This is a genomic window from uncultured Mobiluncus sp. (genome assembly GCF_963511525.1).
Lineage (GTDB): Bacteria > Actinomycetota > Actinomycetes > Actinomycetales > Actinomycetaceae > Mobiluncus.
This window is the reverse complement of the sequence record NZ_CAUPIY010000012.1, coordinates 13591-38650: the sequence shown is the minus strand read 5'-3', so window position 1 is coordinate 38650 and position 25060 is coordinate 13591. Positions and strand designations below refer to the sequence as shown.

Genomic DNA, 25060 nt, shown 5'->3' with positions numbered 1-25060 from the left:
GGAAGAACACCGGGGTTTTGTGGAAAGATGGCACTTGAGTAACCGATTCGAAACTGAGGTGTTAAGTGAGTACAGGGCATCCCTCCAACGGTTCGTTCTTTGGCAATATTTTCGCCGGTCCTCCGGGGGGCGCCTCGCGCGGTCCGGGCGGAATGCAGCCGCCCCGTATGCCGCGTCCCGCCGCTGGTGGGGCGAATTCCGGTCCCCAGGGCGGAAACAAGACTTTGGGGATAGTCATCGCGATTATCGTGGTGCTTATCGCCGTGGTGGGCGTCATGTCGCGGATTTGGGCAGAACTGGCTTGGTATCAGCAGCTGGGGCGGATTTCCGTGGTGTTGACAGCCTGGGGTTGGCGCATTGGCCTGGTGGTTGTGGCGATGCTGCTGGCGGCCGTGGTGACCTGGGTGAACTTGATGATTGCGGGGCAGGCAAGCCCTGATGCTTTGCAGCGGGGCAAAGCTAAGAAACGCCGCAACGCGGAACGCAAGATGGACGCGGCGAAACGCAAGGCTCAGCGTGAGAGCGAAAAAACTTCCCCAGACGCCGGTAAACAGGAAAAACCGGATCAGCCGAGTGACGAAACGCTCTATCCCGGGGAAAAATCGGCGGACAGTAAAGGCGCCGATAAAGCCGATGGTTCGGAAAAAATCATCGACCTGGACGCCGAGTTCGACACCGTCTTTGACACCGCGGACTTGGAAGAAGAATTCCGGCGTGCCACCCGCCGCTCCGAGCGTCCCGCGGTGGCTGCCCTGCACGATACTTTGCAGCCGTGGCGCAGGTTTTTGATTGTGGTTTTGCCGCTGGTGGTGGGTCTGATGGTGGCCACCCCGTTGATTTCGCAGTGGGAGCTGTTCGCGGCGTGGTTCCACCGGAGTAACTTCGGGGTCAAAGATCCCATTTTCGCAAGGGATTCTTCATTCTTTGTGTTCTCGTTGCCGGTGTTTTCCGAGCTGACCACCCTGCTGTTCTATGTGGTGGTGGCCGCCGGGCTGTTTACCCTGGCCCGCTACTACCTGCAGGGCAACCTGTCCACAAGGATTGCTGAGATTCCCAACCGCACCCGGATTCATATCTCGGTTTTGCTGGCTATCCTGGCTGCTATCATCGGTCTGCGCTACTATCTGGATCGGTTCGTGTTGCTGCTGGGGGTGCACGATAAGTTTTCGGGAGCGTCCTACACCGATATTCATGCCGTCCTGCCCGCCAAGAACATTTTGGTGGGGATTTCCCTGGTCATCGCCGTGTTGTTCATCATCGGGGCATTTCGGAAGTCTTGGGTCATTCCCGCTACCGGGGTCGGCGTCATGGTGCTGTCCTCGCTGCTGGTGGGCGGGCTTTACCCGTGGCTGGTGCAGCGGTTCCAAGTCGATCCGTCCGCCCAGGAACTCGAAGCGCCCTACATCGCTCACAACATCAAAGCGACTCGAGACGCCTTCGGAATCGCTGACGTAAAGGAAGAGACCTACAAAGCGACCACGGAGGCGACCGCCGGCCAGCTCCGCTCGGACAGCGAGTCTACCGCCTCGATACGTCTGCTGGACCCCTCGGTCGTGTCCCGCACTTTTGGCCAGATGGAACAAAACCGGCAATACTACCGTTTCGCCTCCAACCTGGCGGTGGACCGCTACACCATTGACGGTAAGGCTCAAGACACCGTGATTGCGGTGCGAGAGCTCGATACGAACCAGTTGGGCGATTCTCAAAAGTCTTGGGTCAACCAGCACACCGTGTTCACCCACGGCTTCGGGGTCGTCACCGCTTACGGTTCCAAGGTCGAAGGGGACGGCTCCCCGGCCTTCTGGGAAAAAGGTATTCCCTCCCAGGGTGAGCTGGGCGAGTACGAGCCGCGGATTTACTTCGGCCAGTTCTCGCCGGATTATTCCATCGTGGGGGCGCCGAAGGGTGCGCCGAAACGGGAGTTTGATTACCCCTCTGATGTTACTCAGGACAAGGGCGTTAACAACACTTTCACGGGTAAAGGCGGACCGAGCGTGGGCAACTTGTGGGAGAGGCTGATGTATGCCCTCAAGTTCCGTTCTTCTGAGATTTTCTTTTCTCAACAGGTCAATAGCTCCTCACAAATCCTGTTCTACCGTTCCCCCGAACAGCGCGTGGCGAAAGTCGCTCCGTACCTGACCCTGGATTCGCGGGCTTATCCTGCGGTGGTGGACATGGACGGCGACCCGAAAACTCCGAAACGGGTGGTGTGGATCGTTGACGGTTACACGACCTCGAACTCTTACCCGTATTCAAACCACATGGATTTGAACACTTCCATCTCCGATTCGCGCAACATCGGCTACGGCTACCAAGTCATGAATAACGTGAACTACATGCGCAACTCCGTGAAAGCCGTGGTTGACGCCTATGACGGTTCGGTTCACCTGTACCAGTGGGACGCGAAAGACCCCATCGTCAACGCTTGGGGCAAAGTGTTCCCCGGCCAGATTGAGCCGCTGAGTTCGGTTTCCGGCGATTTGATGGCGCACTTTAAGTACCCTGAAGACCTGTTCAAGGTACAGCGAAACCTCATCGCGCGCTACCACACGACCGATCCGCGTTCGTTCTATTCCGGTTCGGATTTCTGGAAGCTGCCCGACGACCCGACTCACGAGGGTTCGCAAACCGTCCTGTCGGCGTTGCAGCCTCCCTACTACTTGACCATGAAAGCTCCCGGTCAGGAATCGACCGAGTTCTCGCTGTACTCTACCTACATTCCCTACGGCCAGTCAGACCGAAACGTGTTGACCGGGTATTTGACGGTGGATTCGGAAACGGGGTCAAAGCCCGGCAAGGTGCGTGACGGGTACGGAAAGCTGCGGCTGCTGTCCCTGCCTTCGGACCTGGCGGTTCCCGGTCCGGGCCAGGTGTCCAACAAGTTCAAGACCACCGATACGGTTTCGCAAACCCTGAACCTGCTGTCTCAGCAGTCCACCGAGGTCGTTCGTGGCAATCTGTTGACTTTGCCGGTCGGCGGCGGCCTGCTGTATGTCCAGCCGGTCTATGTCCAGGCCCAATCCGGTACCACGTATCCGTTGCTGCGCTTCGTGCTGACGTCTTTCGGGGACAAGATTGGATTCGCCCCGACTCTGCAGGCTTCCCTCGATCAGCTCTTTGGCGGAGACGCCGGGGTGCAGACTTCCGAAAATGAAGTGCCAGGAGCCGGTGCCCAGGGCAATGGCGAGAACCCCGCCGAACCGAGTTTGACGCCTCAGCAGCAGCTCCAGGCGGCTCTGCAGGGCGCACGCAAGGCGATGGATGACGCGGACGCGGCTATGAAAGCGGGCGATTGGGAAGCCTACGGCAAGGCGCAAACCGAGCTGAAGCAACAGCTGCAGCAGGCTTTGACCGTAGGCGGTGGGCTGCCCGGGGCTTCGGGTGCGACCCAGCCGGCGAATCCCGCCGACACGTCAGGTGCTCAGCCGAGTGTCCAGCCAACTACCCAGCCCAGCGGCGCAGCGACCCCGGCGGCCAGCCCCAAGGTGAAGGCTTACGCGGCTAGTCCCAAGGTGAAAGTCTTCGCGGCCGCCAGCGCCCGTCCATAACCCCGGAAATCCGTTAGCTGACGCGGTAAGGGCCGGCCGCGGAAAACCGCCAGCGGACCCGGGAAGTGCCGTAACGGGCTTGTGACCCCGACCCGTGTCGCCCTCCAAGTTGAGGTAAAACCTCAGAACTGGTAAAGTGTACGGGTCGCTTGACGCGGGGTGGAGCAGCTCGGTAGCTCGCCGGGCTCATAACCCGGAGGTCGTCGGTTCAAATCCGGCCCCCGCTACTGCTCCGAAGGGCTCCGGTGCTTTTGCACCGGGGCCCTTTTCATACCCTAAACCGCCTCTAGGTGGGGTTATTAGGTCGGTGACCGTCAGACCCAGGAGCGCGGCAACGTCATCAAGCTCATCGAGTTGCCAGTTAATTACGCCTTTCCAGCGCCGGGTTATCTGGTTTTGGCTTATGCCTAGTGCACGACCGAACTCAACTTGCGTGTAACCGAGGCGCGCCGCCTCAGCTCGGATGTTGGAAGCAACGATGTCGGCTGTGCTGTGCGTGGTAGGTGGAACTAAGGTCATTGTCATACGTTGATTCTAATCAATAATTGATTAGCTTTCAAGACTTTATGATTCAGGTCGTCGGAGTGTCGCTTGACTTACCTAATCTTAAAATGATTACGTAAGGGCATGAACTTAAATGCGATGGTCATAGATGCAGTGCAAGCCCACCTTGATAATCAAGGCATTTCGCAGGCTAACTTTGCACGTCAGCAGCACTTTAGACAATCTTGGCTAAACCGTCGGATGTTGGGAATTACGCCGTGGAAGCTGAACGAAATTGAGCGTTTGCAGGACGCTGGTGTGGAAATTCCTGGAATCGCGGTAGGGCATCATGCAGACAGCGTGGTCATTGATGACCCCGCTCTGCTTTGTGAGGAAGGCTAGACCGTGCTAAACCCAGTATTTGGCTACCCAGGTGCCCTCTTTTGGCCAAAAGGCGTACGTGGCTTTGGCAGTCCAGTTGTTTCCCTTGGGTGCTCGTGCTCGAATCGCGGCTTGACCTTCCTTCGGAATGTACCCGAATTGGATTCCCGAGGATATGCACGCAATCGCGCCGGAATCCTTGGGGTTCGTAGGCTCTGGCTTGATAATCCCTTGAAGGAAAAATGCTTGCCCGCGCTGTGGATCGCCCCTCATGCCCTCACTGGCAAGCAGGAGCTTAATTTGCTTTTGCCTGAAGGTAACGCCCGCGACATAGCGACCTTTGTCCCACGTATCCCAGTTAATCGGTTGCGCGCCGCGCTGGCGAGCTTTCGCTTTCGCGTCCTGTTCTACCTTTTCGCCCGCCTCAGCCCAGGCTTGGCGAAGTCCATCAAAAATTCCCATGAATTAAATCTACAAGGAGATTGCTATGAATAGTTTGGTAAAACGGAAAAATCTTGCCCTATCGAATTTGGAATCGGCACATATTGAGATAGAAGCAGCCCTATTTCAGCTGGTCCAAATACCCGGCGCTGGCCGTGCTCACGAACTAGCGGTGGGTGCCCTGGATGCGGTTCTGGATACGATTCTGGAGCTGAACAGCGGCGGAGATCCTCAAGCTGTGCTGGACGATGAGGTGGAATCATGCAATCAGTAACGCAAGATACCTTGGATCAGCTGGCAGTTACGTTGGCTGAAGTTCGCGAAAAAGTCGAGGCAATGACCGCTCTTGTTGAGCAGATGCCTACTACTGATTCAACTGCTTACCTTCACCGTCAGTTTAAAACTATGCTTCGGTTCATTTGGGCTTCACAGGCATACATGAAAGCGGTGGTTTGAATGTCGAAAATACCGTGGAGACAGCGCCCTTATGAACTCGATGCCCTTGCCGGGGTCGCTGTTTCGCTTGAAGGGCTCACTAAAACTAAGAAATCTCTGCATACAGTTATTACCGCTTTGGAAAAGCTCATACCTGATGAAACAGAAATTTTAGAAAGTCTGCATTTGGCTGAGTCTGACTTAGCAAATTACAACGGTCTGACCGAGCTTTGCCTAAAGAAGACGCAATGGAAGGGAGGCCGCAAATGAGCCTAACAGCTGAAACCCCTATACCCGTGCTATATCGTTCCCTTGCTCGTGGTGGCTGGGGTGCTCTGGCAGGTGCCGAATGGCAGGGAGTGCGCTCCACGCTCGGGGCGCTAGTAGCCCGGCATACCCGCAAAGGGCTGGATGTCACGGTCTGGCAGGTAGCGCAATCGGCGGGGCTATCGGAGAAATGGACAGCACGCTGCCTATACATCCTGGAAGAACTGGGGCTAATCCATTGGCAGCGTGGTCTCATCGAGCAAGGCAAGCCGAAACCTGGACACGTGCAGATAATGCGCCATGTCCTACTCGACCTAGTGCGCCAAGCATGGAAGCAAGGACAGGCGGCATGGGCCGCGCGCCGGGAGGCTACAGCCCGGCGGCTGGCTCTGCTGAAAAAGCAAGACGCTAATATCCGCAGGTCACGCCATACGGAACTGAGTGCTGACCTTTGTAGTGTCTCTCTCTCAGCGCCCAGCGCTGTGAGAGAGAGACACACCACGACACCCCCGCCCGCCTGGGCTGTAGGAAAGGAAGAACCAATGGAAGATGCTGACGCTCTGCTCTGTGACCATGGCTATCTAAAAGATGGGAATACATGCCCGCATTGCCATCAAATACAGGACAGTCGCAATGATGAACAAGCTCGTAAGCCTTGGAATAAGGAGCGGCGCAAAGCCTGGCGCAATGCTAGAGCAAGGCGTAACCAGCAAGAACTAGACAGGATCACCGCCGAGGAGCACCGCCGTACCAGTGAACTTTGGCAGTATGAACATCCTGGTATCAGCAGTCTCGACTGGCTGAAACAGCAGTGTGAGAAAGATAGAGCTGGAGTACGGTCATGAGCTGGGGAGGCAGAAAGGTTCGTGACCTGGCTAGATTGGCAGTCTCTGTGTACGGCCTACGCTGTACCTACTGTAAAGAGCCGATTGATTTGGCCTATTCCAATGAGCAGCTCTATGGGCACAACCACCCAAAACGGCTTACTGTCGAGCATCTCTTACCCCGCAGCCAGGGCGGTAGCGATGCTATTGAAAATCTCCGACCCTGCCACCTAGGCTGCAACTCTGCACGGGGCGCAAAGCGCCGACCGCGCCGACCCACCGTCTACGACCCGCAGCTGTTCCCAGCCGGTTTTTTCTGATTTACCCCTCCAGGCAGACCAGCCCCCCACTTTTATTTATCTTCGGAACTCTCCAAAAAAACGGCTAAATACCAACGAAACGATGGAAAAGGAAAAAGATATGAGCGAAAAGCAAGAGAATGAATGTTGGCAGCCAGAGTTACCTGGCCTAGGGGATCCTTTCATGGCCTCCAATGCCATGGTCAAGGCGGTAAAAGCCAAGATTGAAGCACTAAACCTTACAGATGAGCAAGAGCTGGGTATGGCTGCCGAGATTCAACTGCTGTATTCACTTGCTCATGAGCTAGATGTGGCTTTCGCGGCTCGGAAAAAGACCATTGCCCACGTCACCATGATTGGCCAATTCAAAGAGCTGCTGACGTGCTTACCGGAAACCTCCACCAGAGATGTAATCGATCCTTATGAGATTTTCTTGGAGCAGCTAAATGCGGAATCGGGTCAAAATGTCGAAGCCTAAATACGCTACTGCCAGGAATACGGCTAATCCCACCACCGGCGCACAGGTGGAACTGGTAGCGCAATTTCTCAATACGCCATTGATGCCTTGGCAAAAGCTCGTGGCTGAGGTTGCTGGAGAAAGGCAAGCAGAGCACCCTGAACGCGCCCGCTATCAGACAGTGGTCGTCACAGTGCCACGCCAATCTGGAAAGACCACGCTTATCAAGGCGCTTATGGCAGCCGTTGCGCAAGCTAACCCGGGTTGCCAGGTGTATTACACGGCTCAGACCCGCAAAGATGCGGTTGAAAAATGGGGTGAGCTCGCTAAGCAGCTCAGAAAAGAAATGGGCATGGCACCTGATGGTAAACCTCGCGTGAAAGTACTTGAAGGTACTGGAAACGAGCGTATTGTTTTCCGAGGAACGGAATCAATGATTATGCCTTTCGCCCCTACCGTGGAGGGGATTCACGGAAAAACCAGCCCTCTGGTAGTGGTAGATGAAGCCTGGGCTTTCGACCAGGCTCGCGGTGATGATCTCATGGCCGCGTTCAACCCGGTAGGGCTGACAATCCCGCATTCACAAGTATGGATTATCTCAACGGCCGGTGATACTCGCTCAGAATGGCTGCGTTCCCTGATCGATAAAGGCCGCAAAGCGGTAAATGATCCCGGAACCACCACCGCATTTTTCGAGTGGAGCGCGGATGAACAGTTAGCGGCTACCAATCTTCGCAGCGATGAGGCTCTAGCTTTCCATCCCGCCATCGGGTACACGCAAGAGCTTTGGAAGATTCGAGCCTTGGCTCAAAATGAGCCTGACCATCTTTATCGCCGCTCATATCTGAACCTTTGGCCGACAGCAGCCGAAACTTCGATCGTGGATTTGGAAGCCTGGGAAAAGCTGGCAGAGACAGCGCCCGAATCCATCCCGGCAGATATATCTATTGGCTTCGATATAGCTGCTGGACGTACCGGGGCAACCATTTATGCAGCCTGGCAAGAAGGCGAAAATGTGCGTGTTCATCGCCTAGTGTCAAAGGCAGGGGCGGCCTGGGTAGAAAAAGCCATAACCCATTTGCAAGAAACTCTCGCCCCTATGGCGGTAGTCGTGGATGATTCCGGCGATAACCGCCCCATTATCGAAGCGCTGAGCCGTTCAGGAAGGGAGATCTATGCCCTGCGCCCGCGTGAATACGCCTCCGCTAATAGTGAGTTTTTCGCCCGCATCAGCGATGGAAAAATTCATCATGACGGTACTAGCGAAATCGTTGATGCCTTTGCTAATGCTGTAATGAAACCGATCTCAGGTGGTCAGGCAATATCACCGAGGCACTGCGCCGGTCCCGTGGACGCGGCCAGGGCTGCCATAGCTGCTGCCTATGGTGCTCTCAATTTTGATTCCAGACCTCAAATCTTCCTATAAAAGCAGGTGAACTCGTGAGAAAAATTGTTTGGGTAGATTCCTCCTCTTGCAGTCATGTTGCAAAATGCCCTTGCGGCTGGGCGCAAATATTTCCCACGGCTGAGCAAGCCTATGAGGCCATAATGAGACATGAGGCCGCTTGGCATCCAGCCCGGAAAACCGCGCGCATCGCTGCCTACAAATACACATCACGCCGGAAAGACCAAAGACATCCCCGTGACACGCGGCCTGGCCAGCCGAAACGCAAATAGTCATTGCGAGACCAGGTCTCTCGCGTGACACGCGGCCTGGCCAGCCGAAACGCAAATAGTCATTAACTTTCGGAACATGGAAATATGAGATGGTTTCCATTCCGACGCGAAAATGTGATTACGAATCCGGCGGTGTTACCCCCGCCGCGTGAAGCGTTCCTTACCGTGTCTCCGCGCCAAGCTATGGGTTTGGAAGCCGTCTACCGGGCGTTATCTATTTTGGAAACAGCAGCCAAACAGCTCACTATCGATGCCTGGCGTGGAGATAAACTTATTGAGCCCCCGCCCGCTCTAGTGCGCCGCCCTAATATAGGCTCCACCCAGTCCCGGTTCATCGTGGAAACTGTAGCCTCGCTAGCGCAGCGCGGCAATGCTTATTGGCTGATTACGCGCGACCAAGTTGGTCAAGTACTCACCCTCGATGTTTTGCCGCCCTTGGAAGTGACACCGAAGCAAGACCCGCAAACCAAAATCATTGATTTCACTTATAGCGGGCGTATTTATTCATCACGCGAAATCTGCCATCTGAAACTGCTAACGGTCGCTGGTCAAGTGGAGGGACTTGGTCCTATTCAAGCAGCACGGCAAAGCCTAGCCGGTGCGCTCGATCTAGCTAAGTATTCTTCATCTTTGGTGAAAGGCGGGGGAATCCCGACCGGTATTCTGACCTCAGAGCAGCAGATTACCCAGGCGCAAGCAAAAGAAACCCGCGATGAATGGAACACCACCCAGGGCATCGGCAAGGGCATCGCGGTACTAGGTAAGGGCACCAAGTTTCAGGTGCTCTCGCTGAAGCCCGAAGAGATCCAATTTCTTGAAACCCAAAATTTCAATGTGACCCAAATCGCGCGCCTGTTCGGTATTCCCGCGCGGCTCATGCTCGCACCCTTAGATGGCAGCTCTACAACGTACGCTAACGCCCAGCAAGAGGATTTGCAGATGGTCAAATGGACGCTAATGGCCTATCTGCGAGAAATCGAGGTTGCGATTACTGACGTTCTACCGCGCGGAGTTACCGCCCGCTTCAATCTCGATGCGCTATTGCGTACCGATACGCTGAGCCGCTATCAAGCCCACCAAATCGGTATAAATGCAGGATTCCTCACCATTGATGAGGTCCGTGGAATCGAGGGTTTACCACCTTTAAATCAGCAAGAAAGCGAGAATCAAGATGAACAATGACCTGGAATACCGTGCAGCCACGCTGGGAGCGACCAATCTCGAAGCCCGTGAACTAACAGGCCTCGCCGTTCCATTCAATGAAGAAACCGAGATATGGGAAGGATTCTTTGAACGCGTAGCACCCGGCGCTATCACTGTTCCAAAAGCGGGGTGCAAGCTCCTTGCCGAACACCGCAAACCTATCGGAACACTAACCGGGCGCGACACAGAAAAAGGGTGGGAAATCACCGGGAAAATCGCAAAAACTACTGCCGGGGATGAAGCCCTAGAACTCGCCCGCGCCGGGGTGTACACCGGCCTATCAATCGGATTTAACGCCCTCGAATACGACGAAGTCGAAAAAGAAGATGGCTACCACAGAACCATCACAAAAGCCCTAGTCATGGAAGTATCCCTAACCCCATTCCCTGCTTACGAAAACGCCACTGTAGAAAAAGTCCGACAAAAACAAGAGAAAGAGATAATAATGCACAACGAAACCAAAGAATCCCAGGCCGCGCCCGTGGAAACCGATAACCTGCGCGAGCTGCGCGCTAGCGTCGAAGACCTCACGCGCAGCGTGGAAATCCTGAAAACTACGCCGCCCTGGCAAGAACCCACCAAGGCCGCGCCCGATACCCGTAGCGCTGCCGCATTCATCAAATCCGCGCTAGGCGGCAACGAGGATGATCAAGCCGCGCTGCGCTCCATCCAAGAACGCGCCTACAGCGGTGGCACCAGTGCCGATACCGTGCTGACCCCGCAATGGGTAGGAGACCTGACCCGCCTGGTAGACCAAGGCGCGGGAATCCGCACCCTATTCACCACCGGAAACCTACCGGCTGAGGGCTTTACCCTGGAATATGCCCAGCTCAAGAGCAATACCATCAAGGTTGCTAAGCAAGCCAAGGAAGGCGACAACTTAGTAATGGGCAATGTCAGCGTGGAGACGAAAACCACGGATATTTCTACCTTTGGCGGCGCTACCACGCTTTCCCGGCAAGAAATCGAGCGCGGCCACGTGCGCATTCTTGACCACCACCTGCGTGCTATGGCTATCGCAGCAGGTAAGACCGCCCGGCAAGAATTCCATTCTACCTATGACGGCGTTGTCGCGGCAGCACCGCAAAAGCTCACAGGCAAGGCTTTAGCCACTATGACTTGGAGCGATTGGGTCGATCAAGTAGTTGATGCAGCCTCTATCTTTGAAGAGCAAGGCCTGACCATCGATAACCTGATTGTGGATAAAACCGTTTTCAAGGCCTTAGCGAAACTGGAAGGTAAAGATGGCCGCCCGATGATGACCGAGAATGAAGGCGGCCAAAACACTATCGGTACTCTGACCGCTGCGGGTCTCAAGGGTGCGTTGCTAAATATTCCGGTAGTGCTTGATACTGATGCCACCAAGGCTTCGGCGGTATTCCAGAATAAACTGGCTATCCGCTCCTATATGAGCTCGCTGGTACGGCTACAAGATGAGAATATTCTCAACTTGTCTAAGGATTTCAGCGTGTATTTCTATGCAGCGTTCGCTGCTGAAATGCCCGGTTGCCTAGTACCAGTGAATGGACTGGTGGGTGCCTAAAGATGATTCCGAAGGTAGAGCCGGGGGAGCTTTCCGAGTATCTCGGTGGAACCAGCTCCAGCAGTCAAGCGCTGGAAGCGTGCATTAGCGAGGCTGAAAGCCTGGTTGGTGTGCTCTTGCAGGATTCCCGTGAGAGCACACCACCGCCCGAAGCTATCGTGAAACGCGCGGTTCTTGATACAGCTGCTGACCTGTATGCGCGGAAATCTGCGCCTAACGGGGTGAAGGCTTTTGCTGATTTGGATGGAACCAGCCCCATCCGGCTACGGCTTGATCCGCTTGCTCAAGCCCGCGCTACCCTGGCTCCATTCTTGAAGATGGTGGTCGCATGATTGCCCAAGCCCGCGCTGACCTGACAGAAGTCCTCGAATCCCAAGGCCTCAAAGTATACCCATACGTTCCTGAACGTCTTGAAGCACCGTGCGTAATCATCGACACAGCGCCCCGCATCGAATCCGGGGAAGTCTTCGGTGAATACGCCATCAGCTTCAAAGTGACCGCCGTTGTCGCCCCCGCCGGGGATTTCGGCATTCAGGTCGAGAGCCTTGACGCGCTCATGGATGAAGTACTGGAAGCCGTGGAAAACCTGGACGTGACCGCGCAAGGCCATTACGTGCTTCAAGCCCCTGATGGTCAGCAAATGCTGGCCTATGAAATCAATATTGAATCCGATTATCGAAAGGAAAACTAAAATGACCTACAAATCCAGCCCCCGTATTAAGGGAAACCAATTACTTCTCACAGTTGATGGTAAAGACTATTGGGCTGACTGCTCCGAGTGCTTTATCGAGACCGGCAAAGCCGATAAAGACACCGTGACTTTCGCGGACGCTGCTAATGGCTCCGGTGATGTGTCGTACACCTTGAAGTTCAAGGCAGTCCAGTCCACTGATCCGACGTCATTCTGGAGCTACATCTGGGATCATGCCGGGGAGACCGTGCCTTTCGTCTATGCGCCGCATGGCAACGCTACCCCAGCAGCGGACAAACCGCATTTTACCGGCAAGGTCACCATTGCCAGCAAGCCCAAGATTGGCGGCGCGGCTGGTGCCAACACCTATGATTTTGAGGGCGAATGGCAGATTGAAGGCACTCCTGAAAAGGTAACCACTGGCGCCAAAGTAGCGGGGGCCGGATGGGATACTGGAACCGGCGCATCCAGCTCAGGCAGTACTGGAACCGGCAAATAATGGCGAAATCGACCATTACCGAATCTGGGGTAAAAATCGAGGGTCTTTCTAAGGCCATGACCCAGATGAAGAAAACTGTAGGGTCCCTTGATGCCCTCAAGGGACCCCTACAGAGAATCGCAAACGAAGGCGCGCGAAACCTTCGGGAAGTCACACCAGTGTCCACAGGAGCGCTCAAAGGCACCATCAAGACCGCTAATACCGCGCGCAAAGCACGGGTAAAAATCGGTGGCCGCCGCCCGCTTCACTACGCCCCATTCGTGGAATATGGCACGAAAAAGCAAAAGCCACAACGATTTGTGCGGAAGGCGAAACTGGCTACTGAGTGGAACGCAAAGAGCATTTATGAGACAGAAATAAAAAAGATTCTGAGAAAGGAATTAGGAGCATGAGTACCGTTGAAAGCCTAACCATTGGAGAAATTGCTGCTATTGAGAAATATTCCGGCAAGAAAATGACCGATTTTCAAGATGAAACGGCTATGGACACTCGCACCCTGTGCGCGTTTGGGTATGTCATCGCCAAGCGTCTAGGTCTGCAAGTAGAGATTAGCGATATTGAGCAGTTGAGTATCGATGAGGTGACGCAGCTCATAAATCAAGACCTTCCTGGCTGGACTAATCGAGGGGAAAACGCCGAAAAAATTGCCGCATATCTCGAAGCTCACCCGACAGATATCGAGGCGGCGGGGGAATAGCCAGGGGATATAGCGATGACTGGGCGCAAATCGCCCTTTTCGTGCATATATCCCCACGCGAATACTACACCCTCACCATGATGGAGCGTACCGCGCTAATCGAAGCCATCCGAAGAGCCAATGATTGGAGGTGAAGGCCATGGGTCGCCCTACGATTACTATTGAAATTCTTGCTTCGGCTCGGAAAGCTAAAGCAGATATTGATTCCCTACAAAACCATATCGGTTCTCGCTTCGGAAGCATCAAAGCCAAGGCCGCCGTAGCTACCGCCGCTATTGCTGGTGTCGCGGTCGGCGCGGTAAGAGTAGGGAAATCCCTTATCGAGGCCGGTGAGACTGCTGGCACCTCAAATGCGCGTATTGGTCAAGTTGCTAAATCTATGGGCTTATTTGGCGGTGAAACCCAGCGCGTGACTGACCGCCTAGTGAAACTTGCCAACGTCACAGCAAGGCAAACGGGCGTAGATCAAAACCAAATCAAGCTCACGCAAGCAAAGCTTATGAGTTTTAAGGAGCTGGCCGTCACTGCTGGAAACGTTGGTGATCACTTTGACCGTGCCACCCGCGCCGCTGTTGATATGGGGGCTGCCGGTTTTGGCACCGCGGAACAAAATGCGGTGCAGTTAGGCAAAGCTCTTAATGATCCAATCAAAGGCATTACCGCTTTAGCTCGCTCAGGGGTCACGTTTACCGAAGCGGAAAAGGAAAAGATTAAAACCCTCGTGGAATCTAACAAAATGCACGAGGCACAAGCCCTAGTACTATCTGCTATTGAAAAGCAGGTTGGAGGCGTAGCAAAAGCCACCGCCAACGGTACGGACAAAATTAAGGTGGCATGGTCGCAGGTCAAAGAGAAACTAGGCACCTCTCTAGTTCCGATGGTCGATAAACTTGCGGATTTTATCAATGAAAAAGCCATGCCGGCGTTCGATCGATGGGCAGAAACCTCTGGCAAGAAGCTCGGTCCCGCTCTGGAAAAACTTGGCAACTTCATTACTACTGTGATTTTCCCCACCCTGGTCGCGGCAATCCCAGTTATTGGTCAAATCGGTAGAGCAACACTGCCTATTATCCAGCAAATCGCATCTATGCTCATTCCAGCCTTACAGCACCTCAGCGCGCTAATAGCCGCACACCCGGCATTATTCGGAGCCCTAGCGGCCGCGATTGCCGGTGTAGCTGGAGGATTCAAGCTATTCGCGGCGGGTGTGACCATTGCAAAAGTAGCAGCCAATGGGATGAAAATAGTCCAACTTGCTCTAAACGCAGCCTTCGCAGCTAACCCCATCGGCCTAGTAATAACCATCATTGCCGCCCTTGTAGCTGCACTGATTACTGCTTGGCAGACTAATGAAGGATTCCGCAACGCGGTCATTGGGGTATGGAATGCAATCAAGAGCGCGGTAACAAATATCTGGGGAGCTATTGTTAGCTTTTTCCAAGGAGCCTGGGGCGGTATCACCTCCGCTTTCCAAAATGGACTAGCATTCATAACCAATATCTGGAATACGTGCTGGAACGGAATAAAGAGTTTCTTTCAAAGCGTCTGGAACGGTATCAAGGCTTTCGCTACCGCCGTGTGGAACTTTATAAAAGCTTTCTTCACTGCGTGGATTAAGGGGTACATAGCCATTTGGACAACGGTCTGGAATGGTATCAAGGCCATCTTTCAAAGTGTTTGGAACGGTATCAAGGCTTTCGCCACTACCGTTTGGAACGCAATCAAGGCTTTCTTCACCGCATGGCTCACCGGGGCGAAAATAATGTGGAATGCTGTATGGACAGGCGCTAGAACCATTTTCGTAGCCGTTTTCAAAACGATTAAAACGGTAGCGACTAACGTGCTGAACGGTATAAAGATACTATTCAAAACCGTGTTTGTGACAATCCCGAAACTTATCAGAAATGCTTTCATGGCGATAGTGAACACGATTAGCAAGGCCTTTAAAAACCTGGTGACCGCCGTCAAGAACGGGATCGCCGGGGTCATGAAGTGGGTGCAGGGTCTGGGAAAGAAAATCCTCGCAGCAATCGGTAACCTCGCTGGGATTCTGACAGCACCGGGGCGCGCCATCATGGACGGCTTCCTAAACGGCATCAAAGCGGGATTCGGGGCTATCAAAGATTTTGTTGGCGGTATCGCGTCATGGATCGCGGAACACAAAGGGCCCAAGTCTAAAGACCTCAAACTGCTAGTCCCCGCGGGGAAATGGATTATGACCGGCCTCTTGGAAGGTCTTGATTCCCAGCGTGGCAAGCTGGGCAGTCTGCTGGATGACATCGCTGCTGATGTGACCGGCGCGAAATTTGGTGCTCCTATCATCCCGCAAGCTCAGCTGGCAGGAGCCGGAACTGGTGGCGGCCAAACAATCACCATCAATGTGTCCGCGCTCACACCCACCATGGAAGTTGGCCGGGTTGTTGCTGATGCCCTGCAACGCTTCACCGAGGCTAACGGGAGGGGCTACTGATGCGTCACACGATTTGGAAAAACGTTGATTTGCCGCCCCTTTCAGCTTGGAAAGGCATCGCACACCACAGCTATAGCCCTAGCGGTGAAATCTTGATTGACGTGGACGAAACCGGCACCCTAAGCGTGGACTTTTCACCAATGCGACCCGGTGTTTCCAACCTCCTGGTGGCAGTACTGGACGTGACACCCACGGCGGGGCAAACCGCTGGAATGGTATTTGCGGATAAAACCGCCGTGCTGAATACTGGCACGAATCAAGTAGAGCTGGAAAGCCTTTTGCCGCTTGACCCTGTATTGACTATTACCGGCGTGAAGCAAGTGAAAATCATCAGCCTTCAGGTCCAAATCCGGTTTCCTGACAAATCGAAGCCGGTTCCCTATGACCTCATTGGGTTCGACATGATGACATCGAACATGGTGCCATCATTCATTATTGGCAGATCGCGAATCGGCAAGGCTCCATTGGGTGGCATCCCGCCCATTTCCGGGGGATTCCGCATTGGTGCTTCCCACCTGGACCTGGACACGCTGCAACTCACCGTGCCTGAATACACCTGGAAAGACATTCTCGGCCAAGGTCTCTCCTTATCCTTCAGGATGGGAGCAAATCACGGCTCGACACTGTTGCCAGTGGCTCAGGTAGGCACCGCCACTATCGAAATCAAAGACTTTGACCCGCGCAAAGCACAATTGCGTGTAGGCCTGCAATGCCGAATCTATCACCGCATCACCCGCCGCATCCTTTACACCGGCACCCTGGCATCTTTCAGCCTGACCCCGGCGAAAGACCCAAAGGGTCACGATGTCGCCACCCTGGAATTCGTAGACACTGTGGGAAAACTCGCTGGCATTAAACGCTATGGTGTACGCAGTGCCACCCCTGAAACCCTTTCGCAACGTATCGAAAGGCTCTTGGACAACACCGGCCTGAAATGGAAAATCTTGGAAGGCACGCCGCCCGTAGAAAACGCCCTGGGCTCAACCGTTGCCGAAGCCAACCTGGCATCCTACATGGACGATACGTTGGCAACCGTTGCCGGTGCCTGGTGGGTAAACCCAGACGGCACCATAATCATTAACCCAAACAACGAAATTACGGTATTCAAAAAAGTACCCTGGTTCATCGTTGGAGAAACACCACTAGACGGCGGGAAATTGCCACCAGCCGGGGTTACCTGGCTACGCGATGCGACTAAAGAACCGCGGCAAGTCGAAAATCCGTTTGTCATCGGGGAATCCCGCCTGGACGAAGCAAATGTGGCATCAGCCATGATCCGCACCGGGTTTATTATTGGCCAATCCCAGCTAGACCACGCAACCCTACAAAACTACCAGGCAAACATGGCATGGGCTGAAGAAGGCGTGAGCCCAGTCCCATTGTTTACCGACCGGTACAACAGTGAACGTGAAAGCTACTACTACACGGACATAAACCCCGGATTCAACTCTGCTGAAACATTGACCGAGGTAGCAATAGAAAACCACACGGCAAAACAAGAAAACGGGTCCTGGCAGGACGCAACCAAAACTTTTACCGCAACTAACCCTGACTATGCAAACCTTTACGGTCAATCCAGGAAAACCGCCCGCGCCTACTGCGCCACAGAAGCCCAAGCGCAAACCCTCGCGGATTACTACTTGGCGCGCCCGCCCGGTCAAGAATCAGCCCTTAAGGTCAGTTCCATTCAGATGAACGCCCTTACCGATTCCGACCGGCTAACTCGCTTAAATCTATTCGACTATTGCCAGCTGGAATACCGAGGCAATCAGATAGAAAACCTGATTTATGCGTTTGAAAACCGGCTGACACCATACACGTGGAAACAAAGGCTATACCTAACAGACGCTAAAGAAAGGACTGTGATGACATGACCAAACCAATTGTGTTCCAACCTGGCGATGTGCTGACCGCCGAACAAATCAATAACTACCTATTGGAAAACGATGAAGCCAAACTAGCCGCGCTAAACTCGCAACTCTCACCGATTTGGGGCGAAATAAAAACCAGCCTCTCAAAACTCGATAAAGCGTTGAAAGCCTACGAAATCTACACAACCGGAGGAAGGCCAATCTATGACTACGAAAATCTTTAAAGAGGGTGAAGTTCTCACCGCCGCCGATGTAAATCAGTTCCTGGTAAATGATGACGAAGCAGACACTCAGACACAAGCCATCATTGACGAAGCAAACCGAATGAAAGAGCAACTGCAAACTCTGACGGCTTCCGCGCCCCCAACGCAACCCACTGGGCGGCTTTACCGGTTCGATTTCACCGACTACGACGAGACGAAACACGCATCTTCATCAAAGCGCGATTGGACGGCCATATTCCCCGATTCCGTCGAGATTGTTTACTTGGCTGTTCAACACAGCGCGATTGATTCGACCAACACGCGCATTGAAGGGAACAAGGTCATGTTGCCGCGCATCAGTGGGAAGATTGCACGCACATCGGTGTATTTCAGGATTAAGGAGCAAAACAATGCAGTTTAGAGACGGCCAACTACTCACAGCCGAAGATATCAATAAGTACTTGGTGAACCGGGAAGGCTCACTCGACACCAGCGCACAAACCGCAAAAAACACCGAATACGCCAACGAAATTCAAACCGCACAAACACGGCTTAATAACATTAGTGGAACAGTGATTAACTTTCCCGGCTATTCCACCAACATTATTGAGATTCCCCTGACTTACTACCAGTCACCAACTCACGCCGGTAACGCTACTGGAACAGAAGGATGGAAAGAAATTCATGACGCTATAAAAGCAAGCACACAATATTTCTGGCACGAGAATGACGATTTGGACATAGTTAAGTTTCGCATTGATAAATCAACCACCAAACGCTTAGAAAGTTTGGCGGTTGGCGCCTCAAAGGTCTGCCAAAGTAAACTTATGCAGCTTGATTCAATTACCCCCCCAGGAAACAGTTCAGGATGGAAAGTTTACGAATCACCTAATTATGTTTACTACAAATATAAAGATTATTCATATGAGTTCCCTATAGGTGCGAAAAATGTTTTTTACACGCCAATCCCCTTGTCTACTAACGCAACTGTCTTCGATTTTTACGCGTTTGGAACCTATGCCCAAGACAATTTGCCATTACTCCTTGCGGAGGTAAACGCATGAAACCCCAAGACATTCTTACCATTGCCGCCCGCGAAATCGGCTACAGCCGTTGGAACGACCCTAAGCCTGGAACCAAGTACGGGCGGGATTACGCTTCCCGTCACGGTAAATACTACGGAAAGAGTGGCGTGCCATTCTGTGCAATGTTCGTGACCTGGGTATTTCGGCAAGCCGGGATAATCCCGCCCGGCGGCGACTTCGCCTATTGCCCTACCGGTATAAAGGCCATGAAAAAGCTCGGCCTGGAAGTCGATAAGTACAACGCCCAACCGGGGGATATCGTGTTTTTCGACTGGGATGGCGGCGAATCCGACCATGTGGGCATCGTGGAAGCAAACAACGGCTCGCATCTCATCACGATTGAGGGAAATACCACTTACGCCTACAGACGCGGCGGGGTAGGCCGTCGTACCCGCTCTTTCAATGTCGTTTGTAATGTGTTTCGCCCCCGCTACGACAGCGCCCCACCCGCCACGCCCAAGCGAGCCAGCAAAACTATAGCCGTAGACGGATATTTCGGAACCGAATCAATCCGCGCCCTGCAAACCAAGCTAGGAACCCCTGCTGATGGGGTGATTTCCTCACAACCAGCCGTGAACAAACAGTACTTGCCTAATGCGGGATCTGGTTGGGAATGGGTCGCCCGCGGGGCGAAAGGCTCAACCTGTATCAAGGCTTGGCAGCGCAAGACCGGCGCGACTGTAGACGGGCTCTTTGGCCAAGCATCTGTGAAATCCACCCAAAAGTTTCTAGGCGTACCAGTAGATGGCTATATGGGCGCTGTAACCGTAAAAGCCTGGCAGACCTGGCTAACCAACCACTAGAAAGGAAAAAATCATGGGAGAACATGAAAATGACTACAACCCCGTAACCGACCTGATACCCCCCGCCATCAGAACGTGGCTTTACGGTATCGCTACCGCCGTTATCCCGCTTTTGAGCGCCTACGGAATCATCAGCGAGCAAAATGCCCCGCTATGGATCGCTTTGGCCGGAGCATTGCTGGCAACATCTACAGCCCTCGCTTACAGACCCACGCGCACACCTAAGGAGAACGTGTAATGCCCGCCTGGATACCTGACTTGCAGGGCATCGGCGCTATTTTGAGCGGTATCGCCGCCATCATCGCCGCGATATACGCTCGCTCTGCCTCAAAAGAAATGAAACCAGACCATGGAACTTCCTTGCGTGACATCGTGAACATGATGGACGATCGAGTGAAGAGTTTGGGGCATAGGCAGGGCGAACTGCACGATGACATTCAGAGCCTTATGACAGACGCGCGCGACACCCACGCCCGCCTATGGAAAGAACTGGAAAAAATCCAACGCTAACTTATTTCAGGTCAGTACGCGCCCGCGCCTTGCCTTTCATGATGCGGATTCCATGACCCGCCGCATTTCAGCAGCATCCACCTGGACATACCGTTGTGTCGTAGCGAGATCCTCGTGACCGAGCAGCATTTGTACAGCGCGAATATCTCCAGTTCGCTGGTAGCATACCGTGGCAAAGCGATGCCTGAGCGAGTGGAGTGTAAACCCTTTTGGCAGGTATGGTTTCACGATTTTCGCTAGCCATTCTGAATTAATGTGGCTTCCAGTTTGCTGGCTGGTGAACGCCCACCCCGCTCGACCTGCATTGATCTGGATTTTCACTGCAAGCCTATCAGTCAGGGGAACAAGCCTCTCCTTGTTCCCCTTGCCGTGTACAACCAGCGAAAGCCCTAGGAGATCTTCCACTAAATCGCAAGTGCTTACTAGGGGGATTTCGGAGCGGCGTAGCCCAGCAAATCCTGCCAACTCTAGTGCAAGACGGGGTTTTGGCGGGGCGGAATCAAGCGCTTTGGCGTACAGGCTTTCAGGGATTGGCCGGGGCGCGGGTGGATTGCGTTTGATGGTTGGCAGGATTCCCCCCGGATTATCATTGCGCCGCCCGGTCATGAATAGGTAACGGAAAAAGCCCCTTAGCGTTGCATAGCAAGAATGGCGGGTTTCGGCTTTCCAATCGAATGTGGCCGCCCATTCCAGCAGGGCTTCACCGCTGATTTCGCCGGGGCTTCCAAGGTGTGTGATCCGGTTTAGGTAGTTCAGTCGGGTTTCAATGGTGCGTTTCGTGCATCCCTTCGGGTTTAAAGGACATTAAGTGTTGATTTAGTCGGGGTTTTTGTTGCCATTTTGCGGGAAAGTCGGGTTGAAACTCGTTTAGATTCGACTTTTTGGTTGGACAGAAAGTGTTGATTTAATCCGAGGTTTTCCGCGTTGCCGCAAGGACTTTTCGGCATTAAAGTCGGTTTCATACTGGGGTGTATGAAAAGGAACCAGAAATCTTGCCCGCGATGCGGCACTCCAATGTTGAAAAACGGTCACGACAGCAACGGTAAACAGCGTTGGCGTTGCCGGGAGTGTGGGAAGACCGGGCGTTGGATCAATGACACTACTGCCCGTGATTTAGGGTTTTTCCTGGACTATCTGCTGGGGAAAACCTCGCAACGAGACCTTCCCGGCAAGGGTCGTACTTTCCGCCGCAAGGCCGAGAAACTCTGGGAGTTATGGCCGATATGGTTCCCAGACGGGACAGTGCACCGTGTCGTGCATATTGATGGCATCTATCTGCGGCGTATCGCGGTCGTGCTGATTGCCTACGCGGACGGGCATGTCGTGGGCTGGCACGTGGCGCGTAGCGAGTCCAGGCAGGCATATAAAGCCCTGATGGGCAAGATACCAGCCCCGGAAATGGTGGTGTGTGACGGCGGCACCGGATTCGCTTCCGCACGCAGAGAATGCTGGCTCGAAACACGAGTACAACGCTGCGTGTTCCACGTGTTCAACCAGGCCAAACGCTACACTTCCATGCATCCGAAAACCCTGGCCGGGATGGAACTGTATCAGCTCGCGAAACAGCTTTTCGCCGTGAAAACCCCGGACCAACGCGACAAATGGGTCACAGATTTCTTCATATGGACCAAACGCTACGAAGGATTCCTGGCAGAGAAAACCTTGAACGAGCGAGGGCGCTGGGTCAACGCTCACGACCGGCTCGTGAAAGCCAGAAACACCCTGAAAACACTAACGAAAAGCGGGGAAATGTTCACGTTCCTGGAAGCGGACATGTACCGTGACGGAGAAGTCATCGGAAGTCTCCCATCCACGAACAATGCCATAGAAGGCGGGGTAAACCGCCAGCTCAGAACCATGCTCGGCGAGCACAGAGGCTGGAGAATAAACCGGCAACTCCGAGCTATCGGCTGGTGGTGCCACCACCACACAGAGACCCCGCTCCCACCAGCACAACTGCTACGAATCATACCGAGAGACCCTGAAATAACCGCAGCCTACGAAGCAATCTCCGCCCTATACGCAAACCCCAACGGAACACCCGTCTGGGGCACCACCATCCAATGGCAAGACCTCCACCACCAAACCCCATACCGACAGGACTACTAGAAATCAAAAATCAACAATTTTTGTCCTATAACCCTCCCTTCGCGATTAGAAACGCCGTGTAATCAGTAAGGGCATCTTGCCAAGTTAGAGTTTTCATGATTGCAACTATGCACCTAAAACCCATAACCCGGAGGTCGTCGGTTCAAATCCGGCCCCCGCTACTAAATAAATACCCCCTGAACTGCCTCTATGCTCGGTTCAGGGGGTTTCTTTTTTGCTGAAAATACGGGGGATTTCTTGTGCCCGCTGTCGGGCGTGTCGGGCGTTACGGGTGGCGGTGTGAGAAATTGGGGATTAAATCGGGGTAGGTGATTATATAGGCCAGCAACCCCGATTTAATCGCGAATTACGATCACCTGCCCGGTGAGTCGAGCCTCGCTGTACAAATCCTCGTCCGCTCTGGTCGGCGGGAAAGGACAGTTGTATACTTGTTTACATGAGTGAAGTGTTGAGCCTGCGTTTGCCACAGGAAACCAAGCAACGCCTGGATGCTTTGAGCGAACAGACGCGCCGGCCAGCATCTTTTTATATCCGTCAGGCCCTGGAAGAGTATCTGGATGACCTGGAGGATTATTATCTTGCGGTTGACCTGGTGGACAAAGTGGAATCAGGCGATTTGGGTTTGGTCAGCGCGGAACAGGTGAAGCGTGAGCTTGGATTCTGACTCTGGCTGGTCGCTATATTTCACCATCGTTGCTCAAAAACAGCTTGAGAAACTTGATAAGTCGGTCGGACGGCGGATATGGAACTTCTTGGATGACGTGGTGAGCAAAGGCGACCCGCGTGCGAGTGGGAAGAGCCTGACCGGAAATATGCGAGGACTGTGGAGGTATCGCGTCGGCCAGTACCGAGTCATCTGCAAAATCTATGATGAAAAGCTCGTAGTGGTAGCCCTAACCATTGAGAACCGTGCAAAAGTCTACAAACGTCCCCCCAACATTCCGCAGGACGAAATCGGAAACCTCTTTCACTGAGCGGATACGGCAGTTTTGTACAGAAACCTCAACGTAACCGCTAATTTCGTTAGGTACTCTTTTTAGAGCCTGTCAAGAGATTCTTTCGGGTCGGGTGCACAAGGTCGGTCGGGGTCGTTAGGCGGGGGCGTGAGAAATCGGGGATTAAATCGGGGTAGGTGGTTATATAGGCCACCAACCCCGATTTAATCGCGAATTTCATTCACTGGCTCGGTGGGCTTGCGTACCGCCAGTGTGGCGATAGCGGTGGTGATGGGGACGCTGGCGATGAGGGCGGAGCCGGAAGCCAATATTTGCAAGGCTTGGGCGGCGAGGGCCTCCGTCGTGAAGAGGTCGCTGAGTGAGCGTTCAAAGAACAAAACGATGAGCATCACCGTAGAGAGCGCCGCACCAGTGTAGGCAAAAACAATGGTGTAAATCGTCGAAGCGATGTGGTCTCGGCCGATACGCATGGCACTTTGATAGATTTCGCGGCGGGTGTAGGTCGGGGCGGCCAGTCTCAGTTCCCACACCGCCGAGGCTTGGGTGATGGTCACGTCGTTGAGCACCCCCAGCCCCGCCAGGATAGTGGCAGCGACGAACAGCTGGCTCATGTTGAGGTGCGGAATGGCGGCGGCCAGGTCAAAGGAGGTTTCGTCGATGTAACCCGAAATGTGCGCGCTTTTCACCGCGATGGCGCCCAGCAAGGCCGAAAGTACCAAACCACACACGGTGCCCAGCAGTGCGGATGCGGTCCGCATGGATATGCCGTGGGCGACGTGAATGACGATGAGCATGATGGCACATGATCCGACCACTCCGACCCAGATGCCGGGCCGTCCGCTGGCCAGGGAAGGCAGCATGAAGTACACAATCACCACGGTCGCGAAAGCCAGTCCCACCAGCGAAAGTGCTCCTTTTGTGCGGGCGACCGCCAGAACTACCACGGCGAACAGGATGGCAAAGAGGATAATCGGCAGGTCGTGGGGGACGCCGGTGAAAGTATAGGTGGAAGTGCCGGGTTTTTCCCCTGGTGAGCGCATGACTTGGATGGTGTCGCCGGGCGCTAGGTTCGAATGTGCGCCGGGTCCGACCGTTTCCAGGGTGGTGACTTGGTTGGAATCCGGTCCGCTGGTCAGGCGCACCGTCAGGCGAACGCAGTCGTCTAGGTGGCTTTGTACGTCAGAAGGGGCGATGTCGGTGTCTCGACACTTCGGTTCGAGTTTCACGATGTTGGCCCGTTCGTAGGAAACTCCCGGAGTAGTCGCAAAACTGAAGTTCATCTGGCGGACTTCCTGTAGATGGTGCCAATCGGGCCAGAGCCAAACCACTCCTGCCAAGGTCAAGACCGTAATCAAGCCTAGGGCAACCATCATCGCCAGGCGCGAGGCGGGCGAAGTCGTCGAAGCCTCTTGAGTCCGAGAAATCCGAGAAATCGAGTGAGAATGAGACACAAACAGCAAGTATATCCGTGCCAGTCACAGCCGCGCTGAGTGAAATGACCTGCCTTTTACGATGATTCACGGCTGTTGAAGGCTCGGTCCTGGTGAAAACGGTGGCCTAGTGCGGGTCGGACTCTAAGACTGCGGAAAATCGTCTGCCAGACTGTAA

The 25060-nt window shown here is 54.0% G+C and carries 31 protein-coding genes and 1 tRNA gene; 28 read left to right on the top strand and 4 right to left on the bottom strand.

The window, feature by feature from the left end:
• The first annotated feature begins 167 nt into the window (after positions 1–167).
• Positions 168–3548: a UPF0182 family protein gene (locus RQ935_RS08575; protein WP_311498027.1), complete on the top strand. Its 3381-nt coding sequence runs from the start codon at positions 168–170 to the stop codon at positions 3546–3548.
• 153 nt (positions 3549–3701) lie between these two features.
• Positions 3702–3775 (top strand) — tRNA-Met (locus RQ935_RS08570).
• Here RQ935_RS08570 and RQ935_RS08565 read toward each other — a convergent pair.
• Positions 3735–4067, bottom strand: a complete 333-nt coding sequence (locus RQ935_RS08565) for a helix-turn-helix transcriptional regulator (RefSeq protein WP_311498026.1) — start codon at positions 4065–4067, stop codon at positions 3735–3737. The two genes, RQ935_RS08570 and RQ935_RS08565, sit on opposite strands and share 41 nt — an antisense overlap.
• Positions 4068–4175: 108 nt before the next feature.
• On the opposite strand from RQ935_RS08565, the gene RQ935_RS08560 reads away from it, so the two are divergent.
• The gene (locus RQ935_RS08560) at positions 4176–4433 is read left to right on the top strand and encodes a hypothetical protein (RefSeq protein ID WP_299295911.1); all 258 of its coding nucleotides are present in this window, start codon (positions 4176–4178) and stop codon (positions 4431–4433) included.
• A gap of 6 nt (positions 4434–4439) precedes the next feature.
• Here the strand turns inward: RQ935_RS08560 and RQ935_RS08555 are convergent, their stop codons facing one another.
• The gene (locus RQ935_RS08555; protein ID WP_311498007.1) at positions 4440–4874 is read right to left on the bottom strand and encodes a hypothetical protein; all 435 of its coding nucleotides are present in this window, start codon (positions 4872–4874) and stop codon (positions 4440–4442) included.
• Between the two features lie 25 nt (positions 4875–4899).
• Between RQ935_RS08555 and RQ935_RS08550 the strand changes: the two genes are divergently transcribed.
• The 22 genes from RQ935_RS08550 to RQ935_RS08450 all read left to right on the top strand — a co-directional run bounded on the left by RQ935_RS08550 (position 4900) and on the right by RQ935_RS08450 (position 20387).
• A complete protein-coding gene (locus tag RQ935_RS08550) occupies positions 4900–5127 on the top strand; it encodes a hypothetical protein (RefSeq protein ID WP_311498006.1) in 228 nt (75 codons plus the stop codon).
• Entirely contained in the window at positions 5115–5309 is a 195-nt protein-coding gene (locus RQ935_RS08545; RefSeq protein WP_311498005.1) for a hypothetical protein, read from the top strand. The genes RQ935_RS08550 and RQ935_RS08545 overlap by 13 nt, the downstream gene beginning before the upstream one ends.
• A complete protein-coding gene (locus RQ935_RS08540) occupies positions 5310–5558 on the top strand; it encodes a hypothetical protein (protein ID WP_311498004.1) in 249 nt (82 codons plus the stop codon).
• Positions 5559–6097: 539 nt separating this feature from the next.
• The gene (locus RQ935_RS08535) at positions 6098–6400 is read left to right on the top strand and encodes a hypothetical protein (RefSeq protein ID WP_311498003.1); all 303 of its coding nucleotides are present in this window, start codon (positions 6098–6100) and stop codon (positions 6398–6400) included.
• Positions 6397–6699, top strand: coding sequence for an HNH endonuclease (locus tag RQ935_RS09825; protein WP_399532329.1), 303 nt, complete (start codon positions 6397–6399; stop codon positions 6697–6699). Before RQ935_RS08535 ends, RQ935_RS09825 begins: the two co-directional genes overlap by 4 nt.
• 100 nt (positions 6700–6799) lie before the next feature.
• The gene (locus RQ935_RS08530) at positions 6800–7156 is read left to right on the top strand and encodes a hypothetical protein (protein ID WP_311498002.1); all 357 of its coding nucleotides are present in this window, start codon (positions 6800–6802) and stop codon (positions 7154–7156) included.
• Positions 7143–8561 (top strand): phage terminase large subunit family protein, encoded by a 1419-nt coding sequence (locus tag RQ935_RS08525; protein ID WP_311498001.1) that lies wholly within the window; start codon positions 7143–7145, stop codon positions 8559–8561. The genes RQ935_RS08530 and RQ935_RS08525 overlap by 14 nt, the downstream gene beginning before the upstream one ends.
• Positions 8562–8896: 335 nt before the next feature.
• Positions 8897–9994, top strand: a complete 1098-nt coding sequence (locus tag RQ935_RS08520; protein WP_311498000.1) for a phage portal protein — start codon at positions 8897–8899, stop codon at positions 9992–9994.
• Positions 9984–11558 carry an HK97 family phage prohead protease gene (locus RQ935_RS08515; protein WP_311497999.1) on the top strand — a complete coding sequence of 525 codons (1575 nt, stop codon included), beginning with the start codon at positions 9984–9986 and terminating at the stop codon, positions 11556–11558. Before RQ935_RS08520 ends, RQ935_RS08515 begins: the two co-directional genes overlap by 11 nt.
• A 2-nt stretch (positions 11559–11560) precedes the next feature.
• Positions 11561–11890, top strand: coding sequence for a hypothetical protein (locus RQ935_RS08510; protein ID WP_311497998.1), 330 nt, complete (start codon positions 11561–11563; stop codon positions 11888–11890).
• Entirely contained in the window at positions 11887–12249 is a 363-nt protein-coding gene (locus tag RQ935_RS08505; protein ID WP_311497997.1) for a hypothetical protein, read from the top strand. Before RQ935_RS08510 ends, RQ935_RS08505 begins: the two co-directional genes overlap by 4 nt.
• Before the next feature lies 1 nt (position 12250).
• A complete protein-coding gene (locus RQ935_RS08500; RefSeq protein WP_311497996.1) occupies positions 12251–12748 on the top strand; it encodes a hypothetical protein in 498 nt (165 codons plus the stop codon).
• Positions 12748–13140: an HK97-gp10 family putative phage morphogenesis protein gene (locus tag RQ935_RS08495; RefSeq protein WP_311497995.1), complete on the top strand. Its 393-nt coding sequence runs from the start codon at positions 12748–12750 to the stop codon at positions 13138–13140. Before RQ935_RS08500 ends, RQ935_RS08495 begins: the two co-directional genes overlap by 1 nt.
• The gene (locus tag RQ935_RS08490; protein WP_311497994.1) at positions 13137–13445 is read left to right on the top strand and encodes a hypothetical protein; all 309 of its coding nucleotides are present in this window, start codon (positions 13137–13139) and stop codon (positions 13443–13445) included. Before RQ935_RS08495 ends, RQ935_RS08490 begins: the two co-directional genes overlap by 4 nt.
• 139 nt (positions 13446–13584) lie before the next feature.
• Entirely contained in the window at positions 13585–15915 is a 2331-nt protein-coding gene (locus tag RQ935_RS08485; RefSeq protein ID WP_311497993.1) for a hypothetical protein, read from the top strand.
• Entirely contained in the window at positions 15915–17789 is a 1875-nt protein-coding gene (locus tag RQ935_RS08480) for a hypothetical protein (protein WP_311497992.1), read from the top strand. The genes RQ935_RS08485 and RQ935_RS08480 overlap by 1 nt, the downstream gene beginning before the upstream one ends.
• On the top strand, positions 17786–18010 hold the full coding sequence (locus RQ935_RS08475) for a hypothetical protein (protein WP_311497991.1): 225 nt from the start codon (positions 17786–17788) through the stop codon (positions 18008–18010). The genes RQ935_RS08480 and RQ935_RS08475 overlap by 4 nt, the downstream gene beginning before the upstream one ends.
• Complete coding sequence (locus RQ935_RS08470) at positions 17991–18410, top strand: hypothetical protein (RefSeq protein ID WP_311497990.1); 420 nt, start codon at positions 17991–17993, stop codon at positions 18408–18410. The genes RQ935_RS08475 and RQ935_RS08470 overlap by 20 nt, the downstream gene beginning before the upstream one ends.
• Positions 18400–19053 carry a hypothetical protein gene (locus tag RQ935_RS08465; RefSeq protein ID WP_311497989.1) on the top strand — a complete coding sequence of 218 codons (654 nt, stop codon included), beginning with the start codon at positions 18400–18402 and terminating at the stop codon, positions 19051–19053. The genes RQ935_RS08470 and RQ935_RS08465 overlap by 11 nt, the downstream gene beginning before the upstream one ends.
• Positions 19050–19877: a CHAP domain-containing protein gene (locus tag RQ935_RS08460; protein WP_311497988.1), complete on the top strand. Its 828-nt coding sequence runs from the start codon at positions 19050–19052 to the stop codon at positions 19875–19877. The genes RQ935_RS08465 and RQ935_RS08460 overlap by 4 nt, the downstream gene beginning before the upstream one ends.
• Positions 19878–19890: 13 nt before the next feature.
• Positions 19891–20115 carry a hypothetical protein gene (locus tag RQ935_RS08455; protein WP_311497987.1) on the top strand — a complete coding sequence of 75 codons (225 nt, stop codon included), beginning with the start codon at positions 19891–19893 and terminating at the stop codon, positions 20113–20115.
• Entirely contained in the window at positions 20115–20387 is a 273-nt protein-coding gene (locus RQ935_RS08450) for a flagellar motor protein (protein ID WP_311497986.1), read from the top strand. The genes RQ935_RS08455 and RQ935_RS08450 overlap by 1 nt, the downstream gene beginning before the upstream one ends.
• A gap of 36 nt (positions 20388–20423) precedes the next feature.
• Here the strand turns inward: RQ935_RS08450 and RQ935_RS08445 are convergent, their stop codons facing one another.
• Positions 20424–20993, bottom strand: coding sequence for a tyrosine-type recombinase/integrase (locus RQ935_RS08445; RefSeq protein WP_311497985.1), 570 nt, complete (start codon positions 20991–20993; stop codon positions 20424–20426).
• Between the two features lie 366 nt (positions 20994–21359).
• Here RQ935_RS08445 and RQ935_RS08440 point away from each other — a divergent pair, with 366 nt between their 5' ends.
• From RQ935_RS08440 to RQ935_RS08430, 3 genes are all read left to right on the top strand, one after another.
• Positions 21360–22496, top strand: a complete 1137-nt coding sequence (locus RQ935_RS08440) for an IS1249 family transposase (protein WP_311497984.1) — start codon at positions 21360–21362, stop codon at positions 22494–22496.
• 436 nt (positions 22497–22932) lie between these two features.
• On the top strand, positions 22933–23160 hold the full coding sequence (locus RQ935_RS08435) for a DUF6290 family protein (protein ID WP_296183459.1): 228 nt from the start codon (positions 22933–22935) through the stop codon (positions 23158–23160).
• Positions 23144–23470, top strand: coding sequence for a type II toxin-antitoxin system RelE/ParE family toxin (locus RQ935_RS08430; protein WP_311497983.1), 327 nt, complete (start codon positions 23144–23146; stop codon positions 23468–23470). The genes RQ935_RS08435 and RQ935_RS08430 overlap by 17 nt, the downstream gene beginning before the upstream one ends.
• Positions 23471–23655: 185 nt before the next feature.
• On the opposite strand, the gene RQ935_RS08425 is transcribed toward RQ935_RS08430, so the two are convergent.
• Positions 23656–24903: a YibE/F family protein gene (locus RQ935_RS08425; RefSeq protein ID WP_311497982.1), complete on the bottom strand. Its 1248-nt coding sequence runs from the start codon at positions 24901–24903 to the stop codon at positions 23656–23658.
• Positions 24904–25060 lie beyond the last annotated feature (157 nt).